The 21,361-nt window shown below is 35.8% G+C and carries 20 protein-coding genes and 1 pseudogene; 8 read left to right on the forward strand and 13 right to left on the reverse strand.

What is annotated here, in order from left to right; genetic code table 11:
• The first annotated feature begins 20 nt into the window (after positions 1-20).
• Genes EDD66_RS01235 through EDD66_RS01265 form a run of 7 tightly spaced genes read left to right on the forward strand, consistent with a single transcriptional unit; the run spans position 21 to position 5,771 of the window.
• Positions 21-788 (forward strand): adenosylcobinamide-GDP ribazoletransferase, encoded by a 768-nt coding sequence (locus EDD66_RS01235; protein ID WP_207667735.1) that lies wholly within the window; start codon positions 21-23, stop codon positions 786-788.
• A complete protein-coding gene (locus EDD66_RS01240; protein WP_123607726.1) occupies positions 779-1,165 on the forward strand; it encodes a bifunctional adenosylcobinamide kinase/adenosylcobinamide-phosphate guanylyltransferase in 387 nt (128 codons plus the stop codon). The genes EDD66_RS01235 and EDD66_RS01240 overlap by 10 nt, the downstream gene beginning before the upstream one ends.
• The gene (locus tag EDD66_RS01245) at positions 1,158-1,739 is read left to right on the forward strand and encodes a histidine phosphatase family protein (protein ID WP_123607727.1); all 582 of its coding nucleotides are present in this window, start codon (positions 1,158-1,160) and stop codon (positions 1,737-1,739) included. Before EDD66_RS01240 ends, EDD66_RS01245 begins: the two co-directional genes overlap by 8 nt.
• On the forward strand, positions 1,715-2,698 hold the full coding sequence (gene cbiB / locus EDD66_RS01250; RefSeq protein WP_123607728.1) for an adenosylcobinamide-phosphate synthase CbiB: 984 nt from the start codon (positions 1,715-1,717) through the stop codon (positions 2,696-2,698). Before EDD66_RS01245 ends, cbiB begins: the two co-directional genes overlap by 25 nt.
• 2 nt (positions 2,699-2,700) lie before the next feature.
• The gene (locus EDD66_RS01255; RefSeq protein WP_123607729.1) at positions 2,701-3,732 is read left to right on the forward strand and encodes a pyridoxal phosphate-dependent aminotransferase; all 1,032 of its coding nucleotides are present in this window, start codon (positions 2,701-2,703) and stop codon (positions 3,730-3,732) included.
• Positions 3,733-5,250 (forward strand): cobyric acid synthase, encoded by a 1,518-nt coding sequence (locus EDD66_RS01260; RefSeq protein ID WP_123607730.1) that lies wholly within the window; start codon positions 3,733-3,735, stop codon positions 5,248-5,250.
• The gene (locus EDD66_RS01265) at positions 5,247-5,771 is read left to right on the forward strand and encodes a cob(I)yrinic acid a,c-diamide adenosyltransferase (protein ID WP_123607731.1); all 525 of its coding nucleotides are present in this window, start codon (positions 5,247-5,249) and stop codon (positions 5,769-5,771) included. The genes EDD66_RS01260 and EDD66_RS01265 overlap by 4 nt, the downstream gene beginning before the upstream one ends.
• Before the next feature lie 105 nt (positions 5,772-5,876).
• Here the strand turns inward: EDD66_RS01265 and EDD66_RS01270 are convergent, their stop codons facing one another.
• From EDD66_RS01270 to EDD66_RS01320, 11 genes are all read right to left on the reverse strand, one after another.
• Positions 5,877-6,635: a copper homeostasis protein CutC gene (locus tag EDD66_RS01270; RefSeq protein ID WP_123607732.1), complete on the reverse strand. Its 759-nt coding sequence runs from the start codon at positions 6,633-6,635 to the stop codon at positions 5,877-5,879.
• Between the two features lie 40 nt (positions 6,636-6,675).
• Entirely contained in the window at positions 6,676-6,867 is a 192-nt protein-coding gene (locus tag EDD66_RS01275) for a hypothetical protein (RefSeq protein ID WP_123607733.1), read from the reverse strand.
• A gap of 202 nt (positions 6,868-7,069) precedes the next feature.
• Positions 7,070-8,296 (reverse strand): S41 family peptidase, encoded by a 1,227-nt coding sequence (locus EDD66_RS01280; protein WP_123607734.1) that lies wholly within the window; start codon positions 8,294-8,296, stop codon positions 7,070-7,072.
• A gap of 65 nt (positions 8,297-8,361) precedes the next feature.
• Complete coding sequence (locus tag EDD66_RS18785) at positions 8,362-9,585, reverse strand: murein hydrolase activator EnvC family protein (RefSeq protein ID WP_123607735.1); 1,224 nt, start codon at positions 9,583-9,585, stop codon at positions 8,362-8,364.
• Positions 9,586-9,596: 11 nt separating this feature from the next.
• Positions 9,597-10,505, reverse strand: coding sequence for a permease-like cell division protein FtsX (gene ftsX / locus EDD66_RS01290; protein ID WP_123607736.1), 909 nt, complete (start codon positions 10,503-10,505; stop codon positions 9,597-9,599).
• Positions 10,495-11,181, reverse strand: a complete 687-nt coding sequence (gene ftsE / locus EDD66_RS01295) for a cell division ATP-binding protein FtsE (protein ID WP_123608051.1) — start codon at positions 11,179-11,181, stop codon at positions 10,495-10,497. The genes ftsX and ftsE overlap by 11 nt, the downstream gene beginning before the upstream one ends.
• Positions 11,182-11,397: 216 nt before the next feature.
• Entirely contained in the window at positions 11,398-12,486 is a 1,089-nt protein-coding gene (locus EDD66_RS01300) for a PucR family transcriptional regulator (protein ID WP_123607737.1), read from the reverse strand.
• 355 nt (positions 12,487-12,841) lie between these two features.
• Entirely contained in the window at positions 12,842-13,954 is a 1,113-nt protein-coding gene (locus tag EDD66_RS01305) for an ABC transporter ATP-binding protein (protein WP_123607738.1), read from the reverse strand.
• Positions 13,955-14,149: 195 nt separating this feature from the next.
• Positions 14,150-15,022: a YitT family protein gene (locus EDD66_RS01310; RefSeq protein ID WP_123607739.1), complete on the reverse strand. Its 873-nt coding sequence runs from the start codon at positions 15,020-15,022 to the stop codon at positions 14,150-14,152.
• Positions 15,006-15,761, reverse strand: a complete 756-nt coding sequence (locus EDD66_RS01315; RefSeq protein WP_123607740.1) for a WecB/TagA/CpsF family glycosyltransferase — start codon at positions 15,759-15,761, stop codon at positions 15,006-15,008. The genes EDD66_RS01310 and EDD66_RS01315 overlap by 17 nt, the downstream gene beginning before the upstream one ends.
• 204 nt (positions 15,762-15,965) lie before the next feature.
• Positions 15,966-17,216, reverse strand: a complete 1,251-nt coding sequence (locus EDD66_RS01320) for a LytR C-terminal domain-containing protein (RefSeq protein WP_123607741.1) — start codon at positions 17,214-17,216, stop codon at positions 15,966-15,968.
• 146 nt (positions 17,217-17,362) lie between these two features.
• Here EDD66_RS01320 and ymfI point away from each other — a divergent pair, with 146 nt between their 5' ends.
• On the forward strand, positions 17,363-18,094 hold the full coding sequence (ymfI, locus tag EDD66_RS01325; protein ID WP_123607742.1) for an elongation factor P 5-aminopentanone reductase: 732 nt from the start codon (positions 17,363-17,365) through the stop codon (positions 18,092-18,094).
• 89 nt (positions 18,095-18,183) lie between these two features.
• Here ymfI and EDD66_RS01330 read toward each other — a convergent pair whose 3' ends face one another.
• Together EDD66_RS01330 and EDD66_RS01335 are read right to left on the reverse strand one after the other, a co-directional pair.
• The gene (locus tag EDD66_RS01330; protein ID WP_123607743.1) at positions 18,184-19,440 is read right to left on the reverse strand and encodes a glycosyltransferase; all 1,257 of its coding nucleotides are present in this window, start codon (positions 19,438-19,440) and stop codon (positions 18,184-18,186) included.
• 256 nt (positions 19,441-19,696) lie between these two features.
• A pseudogene (locus tag EDD66_RS01335) lies at positions 19,697-21,253 on the reverse strand (oleate hydratase); the annotation flags it as partial.
• Positions 21,254-21,361 lie beyond the last annotated feature (108 nt).

Consider the following 21,361-nt stretch of genomic DNA (forward strand, 5'->3'; position numbering starts at 1 on the left):
ATTTAAACAAGGAGATTCCTATGAAAACAATATTGAATAATTTTATAATTGCATTCTCCATGTATTCAAAGATCCCCATGCCGAAAGCAGAGTGGTCCAAAGAGAATATGAGGTATGTCATGTGCTTTTTCCCATTGATCGGACTGGTAATTGGAGGTTGTATCTATCTGATGTTCATAGTTTCTCAAGTTCTTACTGTCAGCCATGTTCTTCTTACTATTCTGCTTATAATCATTCCACTTATCATTACTGGTGGAATTCATATGGATGGTTTCCTGGACACCATGGATGCATTAAGCTCATATCGGACCAAAGAAGAAAAATTGGCAATCCTGAAAGATCCACATACCGGTGCTTTTGCTGTTATTGGATGTGTCTCCTATTTCTTTTTGGCTTTCGGGATATGGTATGAGGTTACCCTGAACGGAGTTCCTATTTTAGCACTTAGCTTTGTCCTGTCAAGATCATTAAGCGGTTTGTCCGTAGTAACCTTTCCTCTGGCCAAAGACGGTGGACTTGCAACTATGTTTTCTAACGAGTCTAAGAAACAGACAACCCGTATCACTATGATACTATATATACTTTTAACGATAATCTTAATGATATTGATTCACTGGAAGCTTGGATTGCTTACATCCTTAAGTGCAATCATCGTGTTTTTGTATTACCGCTTCATGTCAGTTAAAAAATTTGGCGGGATTACTGGAGACATCGCAGGATATTTTTTACAGATTTGTGAGTTAATCATGGCATTTGCAGTAATAGTGGGGGATAAATTATGGTATTAATTACTGGCGGAGCTTTTCAGGGAAAGCTGGAATATACTTTAAATCTAACTGGTATCCTGAAAGAAGATATTATGGATGGAGAAAATTGCACTATGGAGGACTTATTAAATAGGCCTTTAGTCAATCATTTTCATTTATGGATCGATCGGATGTTTCGTGGGGATAGAGATATCTACGAATTGATGGATCTGATTCAGACTGAAAATCCAGATTTGATTATTATTGTAGATGAACTTGGCTGCGGTATCGTACCTATGGATCCCTATGATCGGGAATACCGGGAAGTTACAGGCAGGGTCTGTTGTGAAATAGCAAAAATAGCAAAGGAAGTTCACCGGGTCACCTGTGGAATTGGAATGGTGATAAAGCATGATTAAACTAGTGATGATACGTCATTTTCCTACCGAAGGAAACTTCCATAAAAGATATATTGGCATTACTGATGAATCACTTTCAAAAGAAGGAATATCTACTCTTCCTGAATACAGATACCCTGAGGTTGATGCACTCTATTCAAGTCCATTAACCAGATGCCTGGAAACTGCAAGAATTATTTATCCACATCTTGTTCCAATGATATATCAGGACTTACATGAATGTGATTTTGGAACATTTGAGAATAAGAATTATATAGAGCTATCAAAAAATCCTGACTATCAAAACTGGATTGACAGTCAGGGGCTCCTTCCCTTTCCCGGTGGAGAAAGTCCTATGGAATTTAAAATGCGATGCATCTCTGCTTTTGAGGATATAATAAAAAACAGTCTTGAAAACAAATACAAATCCATTGCTCTGATAGTACATGGTGGAACGATTATGAGTATATTAGATAAGTATTCTTACCCACACCAGGATTATTATCATTGGCAGGTGGACAATGGGTCAGGATTTTGTATGGAATATGAGAAAGGGAGGTTACTACATATATGTGGCATTCAATCATCTCTGTAGCAATTGGTTTCGGATTGGATTTTATCTTTGGAGATCCGGAAGGATTCTGGCATCCAATCCGTTTGATAGGTAAAATAATAAATACTACTGAGAGCATACTTAGAAATATCTTTCCCAAAACCAAATATGGTGAGCTGATTGCCGGTATCTTCTTAGTCATCATAGTGACCGGTATTTCCACCATGCTTCCATTCCTCATTCTAACCCTGATATTTCAGTGGAATTTATATATAGGAATTCTGGTACAGAGTATTATGTGTTATCAGTTAATTGCCACCAAATCCTTGAAAGTCGAATCTATGAAAGTATATCAGGCTCTGAGCAAAAAAGATTTAAATGGCGCAAGATATGCAGTATCCAGGATTGTAGGAAGAGATACAGAAGCCTTATCTGCTCAGGGTATCATAAGAGCAACGGTTGAAACAATTGCTGAAAATACCTCTGACGGAAGTATCGCTCCTTTGTTCTATATGGTGATTGGCGGTCCTGTACTTGGCTTCTTTTATAAATCTGTGAATACAATGGATTCCATGGTGGGCTATAAAAACGATAAATATCTATACTTTGGCAGAGCTGCTGCCAAATTGGACGATATTTTAAATTTCATACCTGCCAGAATTTCTGCCTTCCTTATGATTATCAGTACTAAGATCATGAATCTGAATCTAAAAAACGCAATAAAAATTTACCTGAGAGACCGTTTTCATCATTCCAGTCCAAACTCAGCCCACACAGAAGCAGTGATGGCAGGTGCCCTGGATATCACTCTGGGAGGAGATGCTTACTATTTTGGTAAGCTCCATCCCAAGCAAACAATCGGAGACAATAATCGGGAAATTCAATGTGAAGATATCAAAAAAGCAAATCATTTATTATACATTACTGCCATTGCAGGCTTTCTTATTTTCACTGGTATAAAGATAATGATCATATTATCCACATTTTTAGAAAGGAATTGAATATGTATCAACATGGTGGTGACATTTATACACACAAAAATATGATAGACTTTTCATCCAATATTAATCCACTTGGTCCTCCGGATGGTGTAATTACTGCAGCCTGTGAAGGAATCAGATCCGTCTCTTACTATCCTGATCCTTGGTGTAATAAATTGCGGGAAAGATTATCAAAAATGCACCAACTACCAAAAGAATATATTCTATGTGGAAATGGTGCAGCTGAGCTTATCTTCTCTTTTGTTCTGGCTTATAAGCCAAAGAAAGCTTTATTTCCCATTCCCACCTTTCATGAATATGAGCAGGCATTGCATACCATAGATTGCGATATCACATATTATTCTATGAAAGAGGAAAATGACTTTATACTGACTGATGACTTTATTCCTGCAATTACAAACGACCTTGATATTATCTTTTTATGCAATCCCAATAATCCTACCGGACACCTTATCCCGAACGGACTATTAGATCAGATCCTTCAAAAATGTGTTGATTATAATATTTATCTGGTAATAGATGAATGTTTCATGGATTTTGTAAATAAGGAAGAACAAGATTCTTTCATAGAGAAATGTACAACAGTGAAAACTCTATTCATTCTAAAAGCATTCACTAAATTATATGCTATCCCCGGATTAAGGCTCGGATATATGATCAGCAGTAATACAGAAATGCTTATGAAGATGAAAGAGGTCACTCAGCCCTGGAATGTATCTGTCCCTGCTCAACTGGCTGGAATCGCCGCTTTGGAGGAAGAGGAATATGTAAATAAATCCATAGAGCTAATTTTGCAAGAGAGAAAATATTTAATGAGTGAACTCTCAAAGATGAATTTAAAATTATATGATTCAAAAGGAAATTATATCTTCTTTCAGGGCGACAAAGGATTATATGAAGAATGCCTGAACAAAGGAATCCTGATCCGTGATTGTAGTAATTATGAGGGACTGGAACAAGGTTACTATCGAATTGCCGTAAAAGACCATATTTCCAATGAGAAACTGGTACATATATTGCAGGAGGTGATATAGATGGCACAATCGATCATGATACAAGGTACTATGTCCAATGCGGGAAAAAGCCTGCTTGTAGCCGGACTATGCAGGATCTTTAAACAGGATGGCTATAAGACTGCCCCCTTTAAATCACAGAACATGGCATTAAACTCCTTCATTACGGAAGATGGCCTTGAAATGGGGCGGGCACAGGTAATGCAGGCGGAAGCAGCCGGAATCAAACCTTCTGTTCTTATGAATCCTATTTTATTAAAACCCACCACGGATGTTGGATCACAAGTGATTGTAAATGGCGAAGTGTTAGGAAATATGAGCGCAAGAGAATATTTTAGCTGTAAAAAGAATTTAATCCCACATATTAAAAAGGCTTATGAAAAGTTAGAAGAAGAATTCGATATCATTGTTATTGAAGGTGCCGGCAGTCCGGCAGAAATCAATCTCAAGTCAGAAGATATTGTTAACATGGGAATGGCTAAACTGGCTAAATCCCCTGTTTTGATTGTTGGAGACATTGACCGGGGTGGCGTGTTCGCCCAGTTAGTGGGAACTATTACACTTCTTGAAGAAGAAGAAAAAAATATGGTAAAAGGGCTCATTATTAATAAGTTCCGGGGAGATAAATCCTTATTGGATTCCGGTATTACCATGTTGGAAGAACGCACTCATATACCGGTCATTGGCGTAACTCCTTATATGAATATAGACATCGAGGATGAAGATAGTCTTTCTGAGCGCTTTGTCCGTAAGAAAGAGATTGAGCCCATAGATATTGCTGTTATCCGTTTCCCTCATATCTCCAACTTTACAGATTTTAATATTTTAGAATGCACAAATCAGGTATCTCTTCGTTATGTACATTCTGTTTCTGAATTAAGGAATCCTGATATGATTATTTTACCGGGGACCAAAAATACTATGAATGATATGTTATGGTTACGACAGAATGGATTGGAGTCAGCGATTCAAAAAGCTAATCATAAAGGAATTGTAATCTTTGGGATCTGTGGAGGATTTCAGATGTTAGGGCGAAAAATCCATGACCCTGGGAATGTTGAAAGTGGAGGCATAATTACCGGAATGGATATTCTTCCAATGGAAACTACCTTTGAAAATCAAAAAGTACGGACAAGGGTAAAAGGCTATTTTAATCACATTGACGGTCCATTAAAAGAATTAAGTGGTATCGAAATAGAAGGTTATGAAATTCATATGGGCATTACAAAATTAGATACCAATTTAGATCCTATAGGAAATGTAACAAATTTAAATGATCCTCTGAATACATTAGAAAAAGATGATGGTGCATTTTCAAATAATGTATACGGTACCTATATCCATGGTATTTTTGACAAAAGTGAAGTAGTGAGCGCACTGATAGACTCCCTGGCACACAGGAAAGGGATACAGATCGATGAAGTAAAAACCATGGATTATACAGAATATAAAGAAAAACAATATGACCTCCTTGCTGATACATTAAGAAAACATTTAGATATGAAAAGAATATATGAAATTATGGAGGAAGGAAAATGAAAGGATTAATTCATGTTTATACAGGAGATGGAAAAGGAAAATCCACATCTGCAATTGGACTAAGTATCCGGTGTGCGGGAAATGGCAAAAAGGTTATATATACCCAGTTTCTTAAAGATAATCAATCCAGTGAACTAAAGATAATTAAGGAAATTGATAACATATCATTTATTCCCTGCGTAAATAACTATGGCTTTTATTCTCAAATGACAGAGGATCAGAAAGTAAAAGCAAAGGAAATGTATACTGACCTTTTAGAAAAAGTAATTGAAGGAGCTAAAACAACCGATTGTCAGTTACTTGTCTTAGATGAAGTAATATTAGCTTACAAATTTAGATTAATTGACCAGAATTCTTTTCTGCATTTTCTTCAAACAAAACCGGAAGGATTAGAAGTTGTCATGACTGGAAGATATGCACCGGATGAGTTGATAGAACTTGCTGATTACGTATCTGAAATCAAAAAAATAAAACATCCATATGATAATGGAATTTTAGCAAGGGATGGAATTGAACTATAAATTAAAGGGGCTTTACGGCCCCTCACTCCTCCAGCAGTAACAGTTTCTGTTCAAATTGAAACTCTATCTGTTGTTCCCATTCTTTTGAAAATATATCTCATTTCCTCATTCTGTTTTTATTATATGCTCCAGGGTTTCTTTCGCTGCCCGTATATTTTCTTCATCTGTCTGCCATATCTCGAATTCACTTTGGGATGGAAGTCCCATATTTACCCCTTCTTTACGATATAACATTGCACTGTCCCTGACTACTTTACCTGACATATGAAAGGAGGTAGCTTTGGTTGCAGGATACATCTCTTCAATTACTTTGTCACACACGCCACCAGCTATTAAGATATCAATCTCTCCTGCTGCTTTTTTTACTAACTCGCCAATTAGTTCTTTCCCTTCTATGCAATGATTTTTCTGCCCTGAAGTAAGAATTGTATGAATTCCCAAATCTTTGGCTTGTTCTAATACCTGAATAGGATCCTTGCATACATCAAAAGCTCTGTGAAGGGTAACAGACATACCCTGAGTCAGCTCTATCAGTTCTTTCATACGTTCTATATCTAACGTTCCATCTGGTTTTAAAATTCCGATTACTACTCCATTAGCACCTAATTCACGAAACATGTTGATTTCTTCTTTTATAATATTAAATTCATGTTCTGTATAACAGAAATCACCGAACCTGGGGCGTATCAGCACATGGGTCTTTATATTACAATTCTTACGTACCTCTAAAAAAAGTCCCTTGCCCGGTGTAGTTCCTCCGATGATAAGATTACTGCATAACTCCAGACGATTTGCACCACCTTTCGTGGCAATGATAGCTGACTCTACAGAATCAACACATCCTTCTAAAATATAATTTTTCATGTCAGATACACTCCTTGACCTTTATGATTGATTATTATTGCTACAGATATAATAAATGGAGCCATGATCTTTCTTCCATAAATTCTCTAATAAATAATCCTACTATTATTGTACCACAGAAACTCTCACCCTGGTTCTTAATATCTGCAATCTCGCTTTTGACCATCTTCTCATGCTCCGGGTAGATGGGCAATCTACAGTATTTTTCACCGGATATTTTAGAAAGTTGTATAAGATATTTGTTACTTTTTCCTCACTACATAGGTTACCGCATCAGATAATATAAGCTTTTCTTTAAAAATGTATGGCTATTCACCAAAAGATTATTTATTACGAAACAAATAGAAAATAGAGGACATTCGCCAAAGATAACTTTCCTGACGAATATCCTCTATTTTTATTATCCATTAATCTCATGTTAATTACTATAATACTTATTTATCCATCTGTTTGATAACCTGGATTGCTTTTTGAAGCTGATTATCTTCTTCCTTTTTAATCAATGGTTTTTGTCTGAGCTTTTCATCTAATTCAACACTTACATCCGGTTCGATACCAATTCCGTGGATATTTCTTCCCTTTGGAGTGAAGTACTTAGCTACTGTTAATTTCACTGCACTGTCATCATATAATGGAATCACCGATTGAACAATACCCTTTCCAAATGTTTTCGTTCCAACAATTGTACCTTTTTCATAATCCTGTATGGCACCGGCAAAAATTTCTGAAGCACTTGCGGTATTCTCATTTACCAGAATCACTAAAGGTTTATTAAACTCATCCTCTTTTTTAGCGTAGTCTTCCTGTTTGTTCCCATTCTTATCTTCCTGATAAACCAGAAGTCCCTTTGGCAGCATTCGCTCAAGCATGGCAACAGCAGTATCATACAATCCTCCGCCATTATTTCTTAAGTCAATGATAAGTCCTTTTTCACCTTGTTTTTCCAGAGTATCTACTGCATTAATAAATTGGGCAGAAGTGATTTCATCAAATTCAGAAACAGAAATATATCCAATCTTTCCAGAAAGCATTTCAGATTCAATGGTAGGAACCTCTACTTGCTTACGCTTTACTGTAAAATCCATTGGGTCTAATTCTCCCTCCCTGACTATTGTAATCACTACGTCAGTTCCTTCTTTCCCTTTCATTTTGCTGACCACCTCTGTGAGATCAACTCCTGTAACTTCGTTACCATCTACTTTATAGATAACATCTCCTGGAAGGATACCCGCTTTATAAGCCGGTGCTCCTACAAAAGGTTTTACAATGGTAATGATTCCTGTCTTTGCATCCTGGCTTACAGTTGCTCCGATTCCGCAGTAAACACCGTTGGTAGCCTCTATCAGACTGGCAAAATCTTCTTTGGTATAGTATGCTGCATATGGATCACCCAGACTGTACATTAATCCTTGATATAACCCATCTGCAAGTGTATCTTCTTTCACTTTATCTATATAATATTGGTCTATCAAACCTTGTATTGTATCTATTTTCTTCTTTACTTCTACTGATTCTGTTAGTTTTTCATCTGTCTGAATTTCTTCACTTTGCTGATTGTAAATAGCTCCACTTTTTATAAAGTAGGTACTAAAAGCAACTGTTCCAACTAACAGTGTTCCTAACATACCAACTAGGAGTCCAGTCCAAAACTTATTCTTCATTACTTACTCCCTCTTCCTTTTTGTCATATTCTTATCTAATGGCTGCCATCTGTAAAGCTTCCACTTTATGGACTTACGTAATTCAATGGATTTACATACGCACCATTCACTCTTACTCCAAAATGAATATGAGGTCCTGTTGATACACCAGTAGATCCTACTTTCGCAATAACATCACCTTTTTTCACCGTCTGGCCCACACTTACTAATAATTTAGAATTGTGCATATATACAGTAGATATGCCATTCGGATGAGATATCATAATATAGTTTCCTGCTGCCCATTGGTATGTTGCAACAGTTACCGTTCCATCGGCAGATGCAAGAACATTGGAACCTGCTGCCGCACCAATATCAATTCCCTGATGATAAGAACTTGCACCGGCGGTAGGACTCTTTCGATAACCAAAGGTGGAGGTTATTCTCGTACTGGAATCGGATGGCCACATAAATCCACTTGAAGATACATTACCACTGCCTGCACTTCCACCATTTGCAGCTTCATTCTTTTTCCTCTCTTCTTCCGCTTTTCTGGCTGCTTCCTCTGCGGCCCTTAACTGAGCCTCTATCATTTCGTCAATAACGTCCTCTTGTATTTTAATCTTTTCTGCAAATTCATCGGCTTTTTCAGAAGATTCATCAATCTTAGCTTCATAAGAACTTAATTCTTTATTCTTTTCATTAATGAGTTTTGTTACGGCATCCTTCTCTAACTCAACTTCTTCATTCAAGTTATTCAGTGCTTCAAGACTTGATTTTAATTCTGCCTCTTTTTTCTCTACTTTTTTCTTTGTTTCCTGATATCGGTCTAACATTTCTCCATCGTATTCTGATATCTTGGTAATGTATTCTGTACGGTTTAATAAATCAGACATATCATTTGAGCTGAGAAGTACCTCAATATAATCAGAACTTCCATTCTCATACATATATTTTATACGTTTCTTCATGGTAATATACTGATTTTCTTCTGTTTCCTTGGCCTCTTTTAATTCAGCTTTCGTCTTTTTTAGATCCGTCTTTACCAGGCTGATATCTTTTTCCAGCTTATCAATCTTATTATTGATTGTATCTAATTCCTTATCAAGTTTGGAAATATAAGCAGTAATATCCCCTTTTTCTTTCTCAAGGTCTTTAATGGTCTGTTCTATTTTCTTTTTCGCTTTCTCCAGACTTGACTTTTTGTCCTTGGCATCCTGAATACTTGTAGCCATGGCAGGAATTGAAATACTACCGATCAATAAAGCCACCAAACCCATAACTGCAATTTGTTTGAACCTATTCTTCATTCGTCATCCTCCTACACCCTAAGGTGCTTTCTCACTGTTAAGAAGCTTCCGAAGAAACCTATCCCCACACCAATTAACATTGAAATTGGAATCAATGTTGAAAATACATTGTTTACATCAAGAAAACTTAATATCCCCGATAATACATTAAACTTCTCTGAAATATATGATATCGCTTTATTATATATAAAATATAAACCGATCAACGGCAATGTCGCACCAATTAATCCAATAATGATACCTTCTACAATAAATGGAGAACGTATAAAGAAATCTGTTGCTCCGATTAATTTCATGATCGATATCTCGTCTTTTCTTACGGAAATACCCATAGTAACTGTTGTGCTTATTAAAAATACGGATACTGCAATCAATATAATAATTATTGCAACAGAAATATATCCTACTAATATATTTATATTCGATAAGCTTGTAGCTGTTGTATCTGAACTATTTACCTGCCGTACTCCATCAATTGCATTCACATATTTTACAAGAGAAGGCTGCATGGACACATCATTCAGATATATCTCATAAGATGCCGAATCTGCCAAAGGATTATCATCGGCAAAGGTATCTGTTAAATCTTCTTCTCCTTTAAAATACTCATCCTTAAAATTCTCCCAGGCTTCTTCTGCAGAAATAAAATTAATCTTACTTACTTCCGTCCGTTCTTTAATCTTATCACCAATCAAGGTAATCTGTTCCTGGCTTATTCCTTCATCAAAAAATACAGTAACACCTACTGAGGTTTCAGCAGTCTTAATCATATGTTGAAAGTTCACAATAATAAAATAAAAAATACCAAATAAGAATAAACAAGCCATGATTGTTCCAACCGATGCAAGGGAAAACATACGATTGCGCTTTATATTCTTAAGTCCTTGTTTTATGGCGTAGGTTAATGTTCTAATTTTCATACAGATACCCACCCTTTTGTTCATCGCTAACTAAGATTCCCTTATTCATAGTTATTACTCTCTTTTGCATTGCATCAACAATCTCCCTGTTATGGGTTACCACCAGCACAGTAGTACCTCTTTTGTTTACTTCCTCTAATAAAGCCATGATTTCCCAAGAGTTCTTAGGGTCTAAATTTCCTGTTGGCTCATCTGCTAACAGTAAAACAGGATTGTTCACAAGAGCTCTTGCAAGAGCTACTCTTTGTTGCTCCCCACCAGAAAGTTCTCTTGGAAGGGAATTTAATTTATCCGATAATCCCACTATAGATAACATAGCAGGTACATTTTCTCTTATACTTTTTAAAGGCTTTTCTATCACTCTTTGGGCAAATGCAACATTTTCATAAACATTTCGATCTTTTAATAATCGAAAGTCCTGGAATACTACCCCTATATTTCTACGCAGCTTTGGCACCTGTCCCCTGCGAAGCCTGCCCAGATCTTTCCCATTTACATAAATCTTACCGCTTGATGGCTCAACTTCTTTCAGCATAAGCTTAATAAGTGTAGACTTTCCTGAGCCGCTATTTCCAACGATAAAAACAAATTCGCCTTTCCTTATTTTTAAGCTGATATTCTTAACAGCCTCAGTACCTTTCTGATATGATTTAGAAACATTCTCAAGTACTATAATCGGAGGCTCGTCATCTATAAATTCATTGCGTATATTATATGAATATGCCATCTATCTTTTCCCTTCATTCTTTTGTTTAAGATTTCGAAACTCTTTTCTATGTTATTGATGTTCCCATGCTCTGAGACATATTTAGGCGTTTCCCAATTCCCTTTTCGTTTAAGTATGAAAAGGATACTTAAGCAGCTCAAGTATCCTCAAAATACAAGGAATCAGTTAATATTCCAAGTTTTCCATATATTTCATATATTTTACGACCATCAATGCTATTTTAAATGTAATGGCATCTTCAAATACCCTTAAGTCAAGATTTGTACTCTTTTGAAGTTTATCAAGGCGATATACTAACGTATTTCTATGAATGTATAACTGTCTTGATGTTTCAGAAACATTAAGATTGTTTTCAAAGAACTTATTAATAGTTGTTAAAGTTTCTTCATCAAAATCATCCGGAGATTTTCCTTCGAAAATTTCCTTGATAAACATTTTACAAAGTGGCATTGGAAGTTGATAGATCAAGCGGCCGATTCCCAGATTACTGTAAGCGATTACATTACGTCCGCTATAGAAAATCTTTCCAACATCTAAAGCCATCTTAGCTTCTTTGTATGATCTGGATACATCTCTTATTTCATTTACAATAGTACCAAATGCAACATGGACCTGAGTCATTGCTTCTGTATTCAACATATCAACAATAACTTTAGCTGTTTTCGTCATGTCTTCATAAGTTTCTGTCTGCTTTAATTCTTTTACAAGAATAATATTCTTCTCATCTACGGCAGTGATGAAATCTTTTGTCTTAGCAGAGAAAAGACCTCTTACAGTTTCAAGTGCATTCACATCTTTTTCGTTCTTTGTCTCAATAATAAATACTACACGCCTTACATCTGTATCGATATGCAGTTTTTTAGCACGGTTATAAATATCAACTAACAGTAAGTTGTCTAATAATAAATTCTTAATAAAGTTATCTTTGTCATATCTTTCTTTATAAGCTACCAGAAGATTTTGAATCTGGAAAGAAGCAATCTTACCAACCATATATACATCTTCACTATCACCTTTTGCAAGTATGATATACTCTAACTGATGCTCATCAAAAACCTTAAAAAATTGATAACCTTGCAATACCTGGCTATCTGCCGGTGAATCAACAAATACCAATACGGCACTTTCGTATTCGTCTGCATCTGATATGGTAGTTGCTAATGCTTTACCTTCTGTGTCCATAACACATAAATCAATTCTTGTTATTGCTTTTAACCCTTCAATCGTATTTTGCAATATTTGATTTGAAATCATAAGTTGTCACTCCCTCTATTTATCTTTTTTATAAGTTAATATCCATTCTGAACATATATTTTTACACATATTCTAATTCTATCATTATTTTCGCCAAAAGTAAACTAATTGTATGTAGCTCATTTATAAAAAAGTTACAGTTCGGTTATAGTTCGGTTATAGTTCAGCCCCAGTTCAGCCCTAAGCTCGATTTCGCTCTGCTACATCTCGCTTAGGCAGAGCGCCATATAGAAAGCAGTGTACAAACCGCCCTTAGTGTGCAAGCACTCATGTGCAATTTGCACACTGCTTTCTGCATGGCTGAACTGGAATAAAAAAGGGAACACGCATAAGCGCATTCCCAAATTATTATAGCTTAGTTGCAGATCACTAATTCACTTTCTTTATCAAATAAGTGAATCTTAGTTAAATCAAATGCAAATTTGACTTTGTCACCTGTTCTTGCAGTTGTACGTGGATTAACACGGGCAGTAACATCAAACTGATCAATTGAGAAGTATAATAATACTTCTGAACCTAACATTTCATATACTTTAATTTGTGCTTCAACGATACTATCTTTTGAAGACTCTAAGAATATCTCTTCATCATGAATATCTTCAGGACGAATTCCTAATACAATAGTCTTATTCTCATATCCGCCATCAATTAATTTCTTAGCTTTTGCATCCGCTACTTTAATTGAGTGAGAACCAAATGTTAATTTAACATCAGAACCTTCTTTTACAACTTGTGCATCAAGGAAGTTCATTTGTGGTGATCCAATGAATCCAGCAACAAATAGATTCTTTGGATTTTGGTATAGATTTTGTGGAGTATCCACTTGTTGAATGATACCATCTTTCATAACAACGATTCTGGTACCAAGAGTCATAGCTTCTGTTTGGTCATGTGTTACATAGATAATGGTTGTTTCAAGTCTTTGATGTAATTTAGTGATCTCAATACGCATCTGACCTCTTAATTTGGCATCAAGGTTTGATAAAGGTTCATCCATAAGGAATACTTTAGGATCACGAACGATAGCACGACCCATGGCAACACGTTGTCTCTGACCACCGGATAAAGCTTTTGGTTTACGGTCTAATAAATGTTCAATATCAAGGATCTTAGCTGCTTCATGTACTAATCTATCAATTTCAGCTTTTGGAGTCTTTCTTAATTTAAGACCGAAAGCCATGTTATCATATACTGACATATGTGGATATAATGCATAGTTTTGGAATACCATTGCGATATCTCTGTCTTTTGGTTCTACATCGTTCACTAATTTATCGCCTATATATAATTCACCGCCAGTGATTTCCTCAAGACCAGCGATCATACGAAGTGTTGTAGATTTACCACATCCTGAAGGGCCTACAAAGATAACGAATTCTTTGTCCGCGATTTCAAGATTAAAGTCTTTTACTGCAACAAATCCGTTAGGATAAGTTTTGTTAATATTTCTTAGTGATAAACTTGCCATTTTATTTCCTCCCTAGATAAAAATGTCGATTTTTAATAGCATCTTGTACTATTTTTATATTCTAAATAATACACCAGATGATTATTTAAAACCATATCTCTATTCAACAAATTAATTTTTAGGGATTTGTATATTTTGTATATAACCATATTTTTCAAGTCTTTTTCACGATAAATCAACCTGTTTTCGAGTTTTTTACTGTCTATATTCAATAAAACCCTCTCCCATGACCTCTCTTACATCACTAACAATTACAAAAGCTTTGGGGTCTTTTTTGGCTACTATGTCCTTAATTTGAATAATTTCTTTTTGTGAAACTACACAAAAAAGCATTTTTCTTTCTTTTCTCATATACATACCCATGGTTGAGATGCCGGTGACTCCCCTATCCATATCCGTTAATATTTCCTGGGCAATCTCTTCGTTCTTTTCCGATATGATATATGCCAATTTAGCAAATTTAAAGCCCTCTAATATACTATCCATAACTTTTGTAGTGATATAAACTGCGATTACCGCATATGCTGCCTTTTGTAATCCAAATACAACAGCACCCAAAGCAACTATGGTACCATCAATTACCATAAGCATCTTGCCAACGCTGTGATGTTTTATATAGTGATTCACAATTGCACTAAGCAGATCTGTCCCACCGGTAGTCGCATAGGTTGCAAATACAAGACCTAATCCTATTCCTCCTAAAACGCCTCCATAAACTGCTGCCAATAGAAGATCCTGATGTTCTAAATTTACTCTTGGTACAATAGATAATGCCACTGAGAAACATACAGTGGCAAATAATGTTTTTCCAATATATTTTTTACCTAATACAAACCAGGCTACAATAAACAATGGAATATTGATAACTGTATTTGAAACCCAAACTGGAATACCTCCAGATATTATGTTCTTTGTATAATGTTTTATTACAATTGCAAGTCCCGAAACTCCTCCTGTTACCATTCCAATAGGTTCATAGACCATGTTAACAGAAGCTGCCAGTAAGAACACCCCGATAATAATCAATACAATTTCTTCTAATTTGGATCTTTTACTCATTATCTCCATGTGTTTTCCCACCTTTTTTATTTTTATAGTTCTCTACTTTTCTTTTAAATATTCTGGCATCCAAAATTTTCTTTATTCCTTTGTTCTCAATGAAAAAGTAATAAAGATATTCCAGGGTTTTGTTTTTAAATACTTTTTTTGCCTGTTTTTGTTTCATGGATGCTTCCACATTGATACGTCCAAGTCCAATACAAAGCTTGGCATTTAGTTTTGACTTATTTTCCATGATGAAACGTTCCTGGAGAGGCGTATCGATCACAAATAATAACATATCAGGAGTTATACTGTTAATTTCATTAATCACCAGTTCCTGATTCTGTAATAAATCATCATAAAAAGCACCAAGAACTTGTATATCCGGATAGTTATCCCTGATAAAGTTTGTATATGCTGTTGCTTCTTTCTCATTAACAGCGATCAGATACATGGTCGTACTTTTTAAATCGATATTCTGAAACGCATATGCGAGACTTTCATAATCCACTACCATAGACGCTATTTTCAATGTATCTACATGATGAAGGCTGAGCAAAGTTTCCTCTCCCGGCAAGATGTAATCTGCCTCCAGGACAAGATTCTTTAGCTCTTCATCTTCAATTGTATGATCAATTAAATTAGTCGTGGCAAATAGAATAATATTAAGTACATCACTCTCAAGGTATCCTTTTACTTTTGCTACCAGGGTATCCGTACCTATAATATCTACTTCCAGGCCCATAATATTAATTTGTGTTCCCATAAATTCACCTTTTTAATTCAGAATATGTGTTACAGTTCAGCCATACAGAAAGTAGTATACAAATTGCACGTGGGTGCTTGCACACTAAGGGCGGTTTGTGCACTACTTTCTATATGGCGCTCTGCCTAAGCGAGATGTAGCAAAGCGAAATCGAGCTTATGGCTCAACTGTAACGAATTAGTTACCTTGTCAATTGGAATCTCTCTACTTCGCATCATCCTTCGTTCCAAGAATAATGTGAATATCTATCCCTTCATCTAACTCTTCCACAGTTATCATTGGATCATCAAAATATGCCGCTAAGTCCTGTCCTAAACCATCTGAATTCACTATTATCTTAGTTGTATTTACAGTTTCCCCGCTATAATTATAAATTCCCGTAATTTGATATCCTTCTAAAGTAAGCTTTTCTTTATAATGGGCTGCCAATCCTGTAATCTTGCTGCCATTAGATATCTTAATATTGTAATCTTTTGAACTGATGATCTGCCCTGGTTGATCTGAACTCTCTTCCTGCTTCACCGTATAAGCAGCATCGTTGTTGATGATCTCATTGATCATGGCATTCGAAGATTCTGCATCTATCATATAACCTTCTATTTTCTGCTCTCCATTAATATGATAGAAATAGATAAATTCAGGTTCAACATTTATGTAAGTTGGAATATACTCTTCTTTCTTTTTCATACTGAGATTGGAAGAAATTTTATCATACATTCCTTTTATGATATCCTTCATATCATCTTCAGATTTTGCTGAGAAAAAAGTGTTTTTCCATTCCTGGGTAAGTACTAACCTATCTTCATTGTTTTCAAAAATGGTATTGAAATAGCTTTCCTCCATCCCCGTATAATAGCTGATATCTATATCAAGGTAATCCTCTAATATCAGAACTCCATACTCATAAACATAGTCTTCTTCAAAATATTTATATAGATCTGAAAATTTTATGATCTGAGGAATCTCAGGATTTATTACACATAGTCTTTGATACATATCATTATTTAAAGTAATCTGTGTATTCTCCGGTATCGTTATATAATCCACGTTATTCGTATTGGTATTAACAATCTCCAGTACAAGTCCTTTCACTTCACCAGAAACCTTATCACTGGAAAATATTAGATTCTTAGAGATTTCATCTACTGTAGCATCTGATACAATATCTCTGATTAATTTATTCGTTTTTGAATTCTGTGGTGGTCCCTCAAGTTTATAATAAAACATTGTAAGTTTATAACTTCCATATCCTACAAGGAATAATAATGCAATAATAAAAAAGGATTTAAAGAATCCTTTCATAAACATCTTTAATGGACTGTTTTTCTTCTTCATATCACCTGTTTCCTCCATTCTAATAGGTAGTATATCAGAAAGACCAGCAAGTATCAAGCAATTCTTACCATGTAAGGCATTGGCTTTCATGGACAAAATAAGACATACCTGGTTATTCATATTCTCCCCAAATCATGGTATAATATGAACACTTAGCGAGGTGTTTTCGAGCTTAGTGAGAATATGTACCTATCCACTTAATGAGGTGTTTTCGAATTTAGTGGATATGGTATACTATATATAATTATTATAAAAGGAGGATTACTATGAACAGAAAGACGGTTCTCATTACTGGCTCTTCCAGAGGAATCGGCAAAGCAATTGCCATTAAATTTGCAAAAAAAGGTTATAATGTTGTGATCAACTGTATTAAAAATGCAGACCTGTTGGAACAAACAAAAAAAGAAATCGAATCATATAATGTCTCCTGTCTGGCGTTTGTTGGAGATGTTGGGAATTACGAGACTGCTAAAGATTTGTTCGGACAAATAAAGAAATTATATGGTGACCTTGATGTCCTGGTGAACAATGCGGGAATTTCATATATAGGTCTGTTCTCAGATATGAAAATTGAAGATTGGAACCGGATTGTGGCTACAAATTTAACTTCCGTATTTAATTGCTGTACTCTGGCCATTCCAGATATGGTTTCCAACAAGAGTGGGAAAATAATTAATATTTCATCCGTCTGGGGAAATGTTGGAGCTTCCTGTGAAGTGGCATATTCAGCAACAAAGGGTGCTATCAATTCACTTACAATGGCATTAGCCAAGGAACTGGCACCAAGCAACATTCAGGTAAATGCCGTTGCCTGTGGAGCCATTGATACTGAGATGAATCAGTTTCTGGAAGATGATGAATTATTAAATCTGATCAATGAAATCCCTTCTAACAGACTTGGCAAAGCGGAAGAAGTTGCAGATTTTGTCTACCATCTGGCTTATAAAAATGGCTATCTTACTGGTCAAGTCATTAAATTAGATGGTGGATGGATTTAAGATATTACACATAAAAGAAGTTATTTAACAAAGCACCGCCTTAGCGAGACCAGGCGGTGTTTTTGTGTAGTTTGCTGTACATTGTCAAATTACTTTCTATTAACGAACTCTTCCAGGAATCTGACCGCTTTTTGAGTTCCATTTTCCTCTTTTAAAATGTTCTGTAATACTTCCATTCTTTGAATCATTCTGGAATCTTCCATCTCTTTGAGTCTTTCTTTTAATAATTCTACAGTAATTTCTTTCTCTTTTGCCGGTTTCAGAGCATATCCCATTCGATATAACCTCTCAGCCCAGAAAGGCTGGTCTACATTAAACGGGATAATAAATTGTGGTTTCCCACTAAGTAATGCTTCGGCAACTGTTCCCACTCCACCATGATGAATAATTCCCTTGGATTCTTTAAAAATCAGTCTATGAGGAACCTGAGGAACTGAAAGAATACGCTTGGATTTACTAGATTCCATTCCGCTGGCTCCTGTAATTACTATCGCTCTTTCCTCTAACGACTCAAGGGTTTCTTCAATCATTTTCATAAATTTTACTGGGTTCTTAAGAGGCATACTGCTAAAAGATATCACATAAGGCTTTGACCCGGACTGAATAAAATCTCTTATACCATCCTCTAAAATTTCTTCTTCATTCTCAAGATAGAAAAAACCTGGCAATTCAACCTTACCATTCCAACTGGCTACATCTTTAAAGAGTTCTTTACTGATTGGATAAATGACCGGTATGGGATGCCCTTTAATGTCTAAATAATTCTCACTATTTTTTCTCTTTGGTAAATGCAGCTCTTCTGCACGAAATATATTTATCATTTTTAAATAGGAAGCTAACCCTAATGAAGTAATCTTATACGTAAGTCGATTTATAAACGGTCCAAAATTACCCTTCGGGGAAAATGCCAGGTTAGGAAATTCATCTATCGGAACAACCATAGGAACTGGCGGCATACACACACATGGAATATTACGAAATTCTCCAATATCTACCGCTGCTAATGCCTTTGGATGATAGATGATAATATCTGCACCTTCTGTGGCATTCAAAAAATCATATTGTGTTTTTTTATATTTAGGTGTAATTACATCCTTAAGATATTTCATTGTTTTAATCGGATTACCACCACCATTAAAGATAGCCTGCCCCTCCGGTGTTTTAATAATTGCCATCAAATCTGCAGTTGCCGGATAAAAAGTTATTTGATTTTCCTCAACAAAATTTCGAAATGTTTCTCCCGTGCAGATCACTGCTTCATGACCATTTTTAACTAACTCTTTTCCAAGTGCAACATACGGCTGCACATCACCACGGGTTCCTAATGTTAGAAAAGTTACTTTCATAATAATACCTCCACATTTTGCATACATGACTATCTGGTCACATGACTTTATGGTCATATTATACTTTATATTATCGGTTAACACAAGATATATTTAACTTTTCTATTTATGAATTATACGACTCAATTGGACTATCCTAAAACTATTATGAATAATACAAAAAATCTATGCTCTCCCTACAATCCACTGTTTGAAGAGAGAACATAGATTTTCTGATAGCTATAAGGCTGAAAATGTCACAGCCCCAACAATTATTTTATCTATAACTGGTCACGAATGCTTTTATTAAGGTCCCTATATCCTTAGCATGAGGTGTCACAGGGCAAACAGGTCTATTGATACCCATAAGTGTATATACAGCAATTCTTGCAGCTCTTACAGAGAATTCTTCGGTAAATACCATATCCTCAGGAATCTCCACAAACTGGCTGATCATTGCGAAGTTGGTAGATCCTTCCGGCACCACCTTTGGTCTGTCTTCCATGGCTCTTGGCTGGAACTGGGCATCAATATAAGGCATCATACATGGTATTACATTTACCACATCTTTCATTATTTCGTCTTTATCATCAAGCATATGTAAATGATAAAGCAATTCTAATAGTAACTCCCTGCCGGTGCACTCGCCCATTGGTTTCTTAATATAATCACCAATTTTATCCGTATAAAGTCCATATCCCCAGAAGATTGTCTGGTCCTTTGGTTGATTTATAAAATGTGGCTGAGCAGCCACTACAATAGACATTCTCCAGGAAGAATCTTTAAAGGTCATAAGTGCTCCACTGCCGGGTACATTACGTGAGAATGACTCGATCTTTTTCAGCAGTCTGTCTCCATTGAGTGTGACCGTAAATGACTCCCAGTTTGTTTCATCCGGCTTACCAAAGAATGGTTCTGGATTTCCAAGACCTTTCTTTTTCTTAGCGATATTACTCCATAATACACCTGATACAGGAGCTTCCGGATTCCATTCAGGTGGCGTATCCATAGCCCCAATTGTTGCAGAGTCAGTCATGCAGCCATTTGTAACAATACAAAGATCACCATCATAAAGTTGTATTGTTCCTTCACCTTTCTCATCCTTATATTGAATGCCTGTTACAGTAATTTCATCTATTTCTTCAAAATCCAGGTCTGTAACCGTACATCTGATAGTGAAATCAACTCCGGCAGAATCCAGATATGCTCTTAACGGAAGGATGATTGAATCATATTGATTATATGGAGTTCTTGTTACTCCTTCTAATGTTTGGATACGTGAAAATTCAAACATCATCCGGAACATATATCTACGAAATTCAAAAAGGGATGACCATGTCTGGAAAGCAAAAGTTGTCTGCCACATATACCAGAAATTCGTGGTAAAAAAATGTGGGCCAAACCAGTCAGAAATTTTTAAATGATCTAATTTTTGTTCCGGGGTGATAAGAAGTTTTCCCATTGCCATTCTATCAGCAGTATCAAATCCCATACTGGTCACGTCTTCAACATATCCATCTTTATTTACAAGCCTTGCATTGGCATGGGTAGGATGTTCATGGTCAAATTTAAGAATCTCTTCTGATACACTCATACCCTTATTATAAATAGATGGTATGGAATAAAAAAGTTCCCAAAAATTTTCATATGTTTCCTCATTTAGCATACGTCCGCCACGGCAGACAAATCCCCCTTCTGGTGTGCCAATGCCATCATTAGAGCCACCAAGGATTGGCATACTCTCGATGATATGAATATTCTTTCCCTCCATCTTGCAGTCACGGATTAAGTATGCAGCTCCTGCTAAAGATGCAAGACCTCCTCCTACAAAATATACCTGTTTATTTGTATTCACCATGCGAATTACCTCCTATGATTGTAATCATTAATTACTACACTCATAGGATATCTATTTTATGACGTCCTTACCATAGACAATAAA

Source organism: Mobilisporobacter senegalensis (assembly GCF_003752155.1).
Lineage (GTDB): Bacteria > Bacillota > Clostridia > Lachnospirales > Lachnospiraceae > Mobilisporobacter > Mobilisporobacter senegalensis.

Bases quoted from the DNA above. Each gene is read 5' to 3' on its own strand.
- EDD66_RS01235 (WP_207667735.1), top strand. From the start codon at position 21: ATGAAAACAATATTGAATAATTTTATAATTGCATTCTCCATGTATTCA.
- EDD66_RS01240 (WP_123607726.1), top strand. From the start codon at position 779: ATGGTATTAATTACTGGCGGAGCTTTTCAGGGAAAGCTGGAATATACT.
- EDD66_RS01245 (WP_123607727.1), top strand. From the start codon at position 1,158: ATGATTAAACTAGTGATGATACGTCATTTTCCTACCGAAGGAAACTTC.
- cbiB (WP_123607728.1), top strand. From the start codon at position 1,715: ATGTGGCATTCAATCATCTCTGTAGCAATTGGTTTCGGATTGGATTTT.
- EDD66_RS01255 (WP_123607729.1), top strand. From the start codon at position 2,701: ATGTATCAACATGGTGGTGACATTTATACACACAAAAATATGATAGAC.
- EDD66_RS01260 (WP_123607730.1), top strand. From the start codon at position 3,733: ATGGCACAATCGATCATGATACAAGGTACTATGTCCAATGCGGGAAAA.
- EDD66_RS01265 (WP_123607731.1), top strand. From the start codon at position 5,247: ATGAAAGGATTAATTCATGTTTATACAGGAGATGGAAAAGGAAAATCC.
- EDD66_RS01270 (WP_123607732.1), bottom strand. From the start codon at position 6,635: ATGAAAAATTATATTTTAGAAGGATGTGTTGATTCTGTAGAGTCAGCT.
- EDD66_RS01280 (WP_123607734.1), bottom strand. From the start codon at position 8,296: ATGAAGAATAAGTTTTGGACTGGACTCCTAGTTGGTATGTTAGGAACA.
- EDD66_RS18785 (WP_123607735.1), bottom strand. From the start codon at position 9,585: ATGAAGAATAGGTTCAAACAAATTGCAGTTATGGGTTTGGTGGCTTTA.
- ftsX (WP_123607736.1), bottom strand. From the start codon at position 10,505: ATGAAAATTAGAACATTAACCTACGCCATAAAACAAGGACTTAAGAAT.
- EDD66_RS01300 (WP_123607737.1), bottom strand. From the start codon at position 12,486: ATGATTTCAAATCAAATATTGCAAAATACGATTGAAGGGTTAAAAGCA.
- EDD66_RS01305 (WP_123607738.1), bottom strand. From the start codon at position 13,954: ATGGCAAGTTTATCACTAAGAAATATTAACAAAACTTATCCTAACGGA.
- EDD66_RS01310 (WP_123607739.1), bottom strand. From the start codon at position 15,022: ATGGAGATAATGAGTAAAAGATCCAAATTAGAAGAAATTGTATTGATT.
- EDD66_RS01315 (WP_123607740.1), bottom strand. From the start codon at position 15,761: ATGGGAACACAAATTAATATTATGGGCCTGGAAGTAGATATTATAGGT.
- EDD66_RS01320 (WP_123607741.1), bottom strand. From the start codon at position 17,216: ATGAATAACCAGGTATGTCTTATTTTGTCCATGAAAGCCAATGCCTTA.
- ymfI (WP_123607742.1), top strand. From the start codon at position 17,363: ATGAACAGAAAGACGGTTCTCATTACTGGCTCTTCCAGAGGAATCGGC.
- EDD66_RS01330 (WP_123607743.1), bottom strand. From the start codon at position 19,440: ATGAAAGTAACTTTTCTAACATTAGGAACCCGTGGTGATGTGCAGCCG.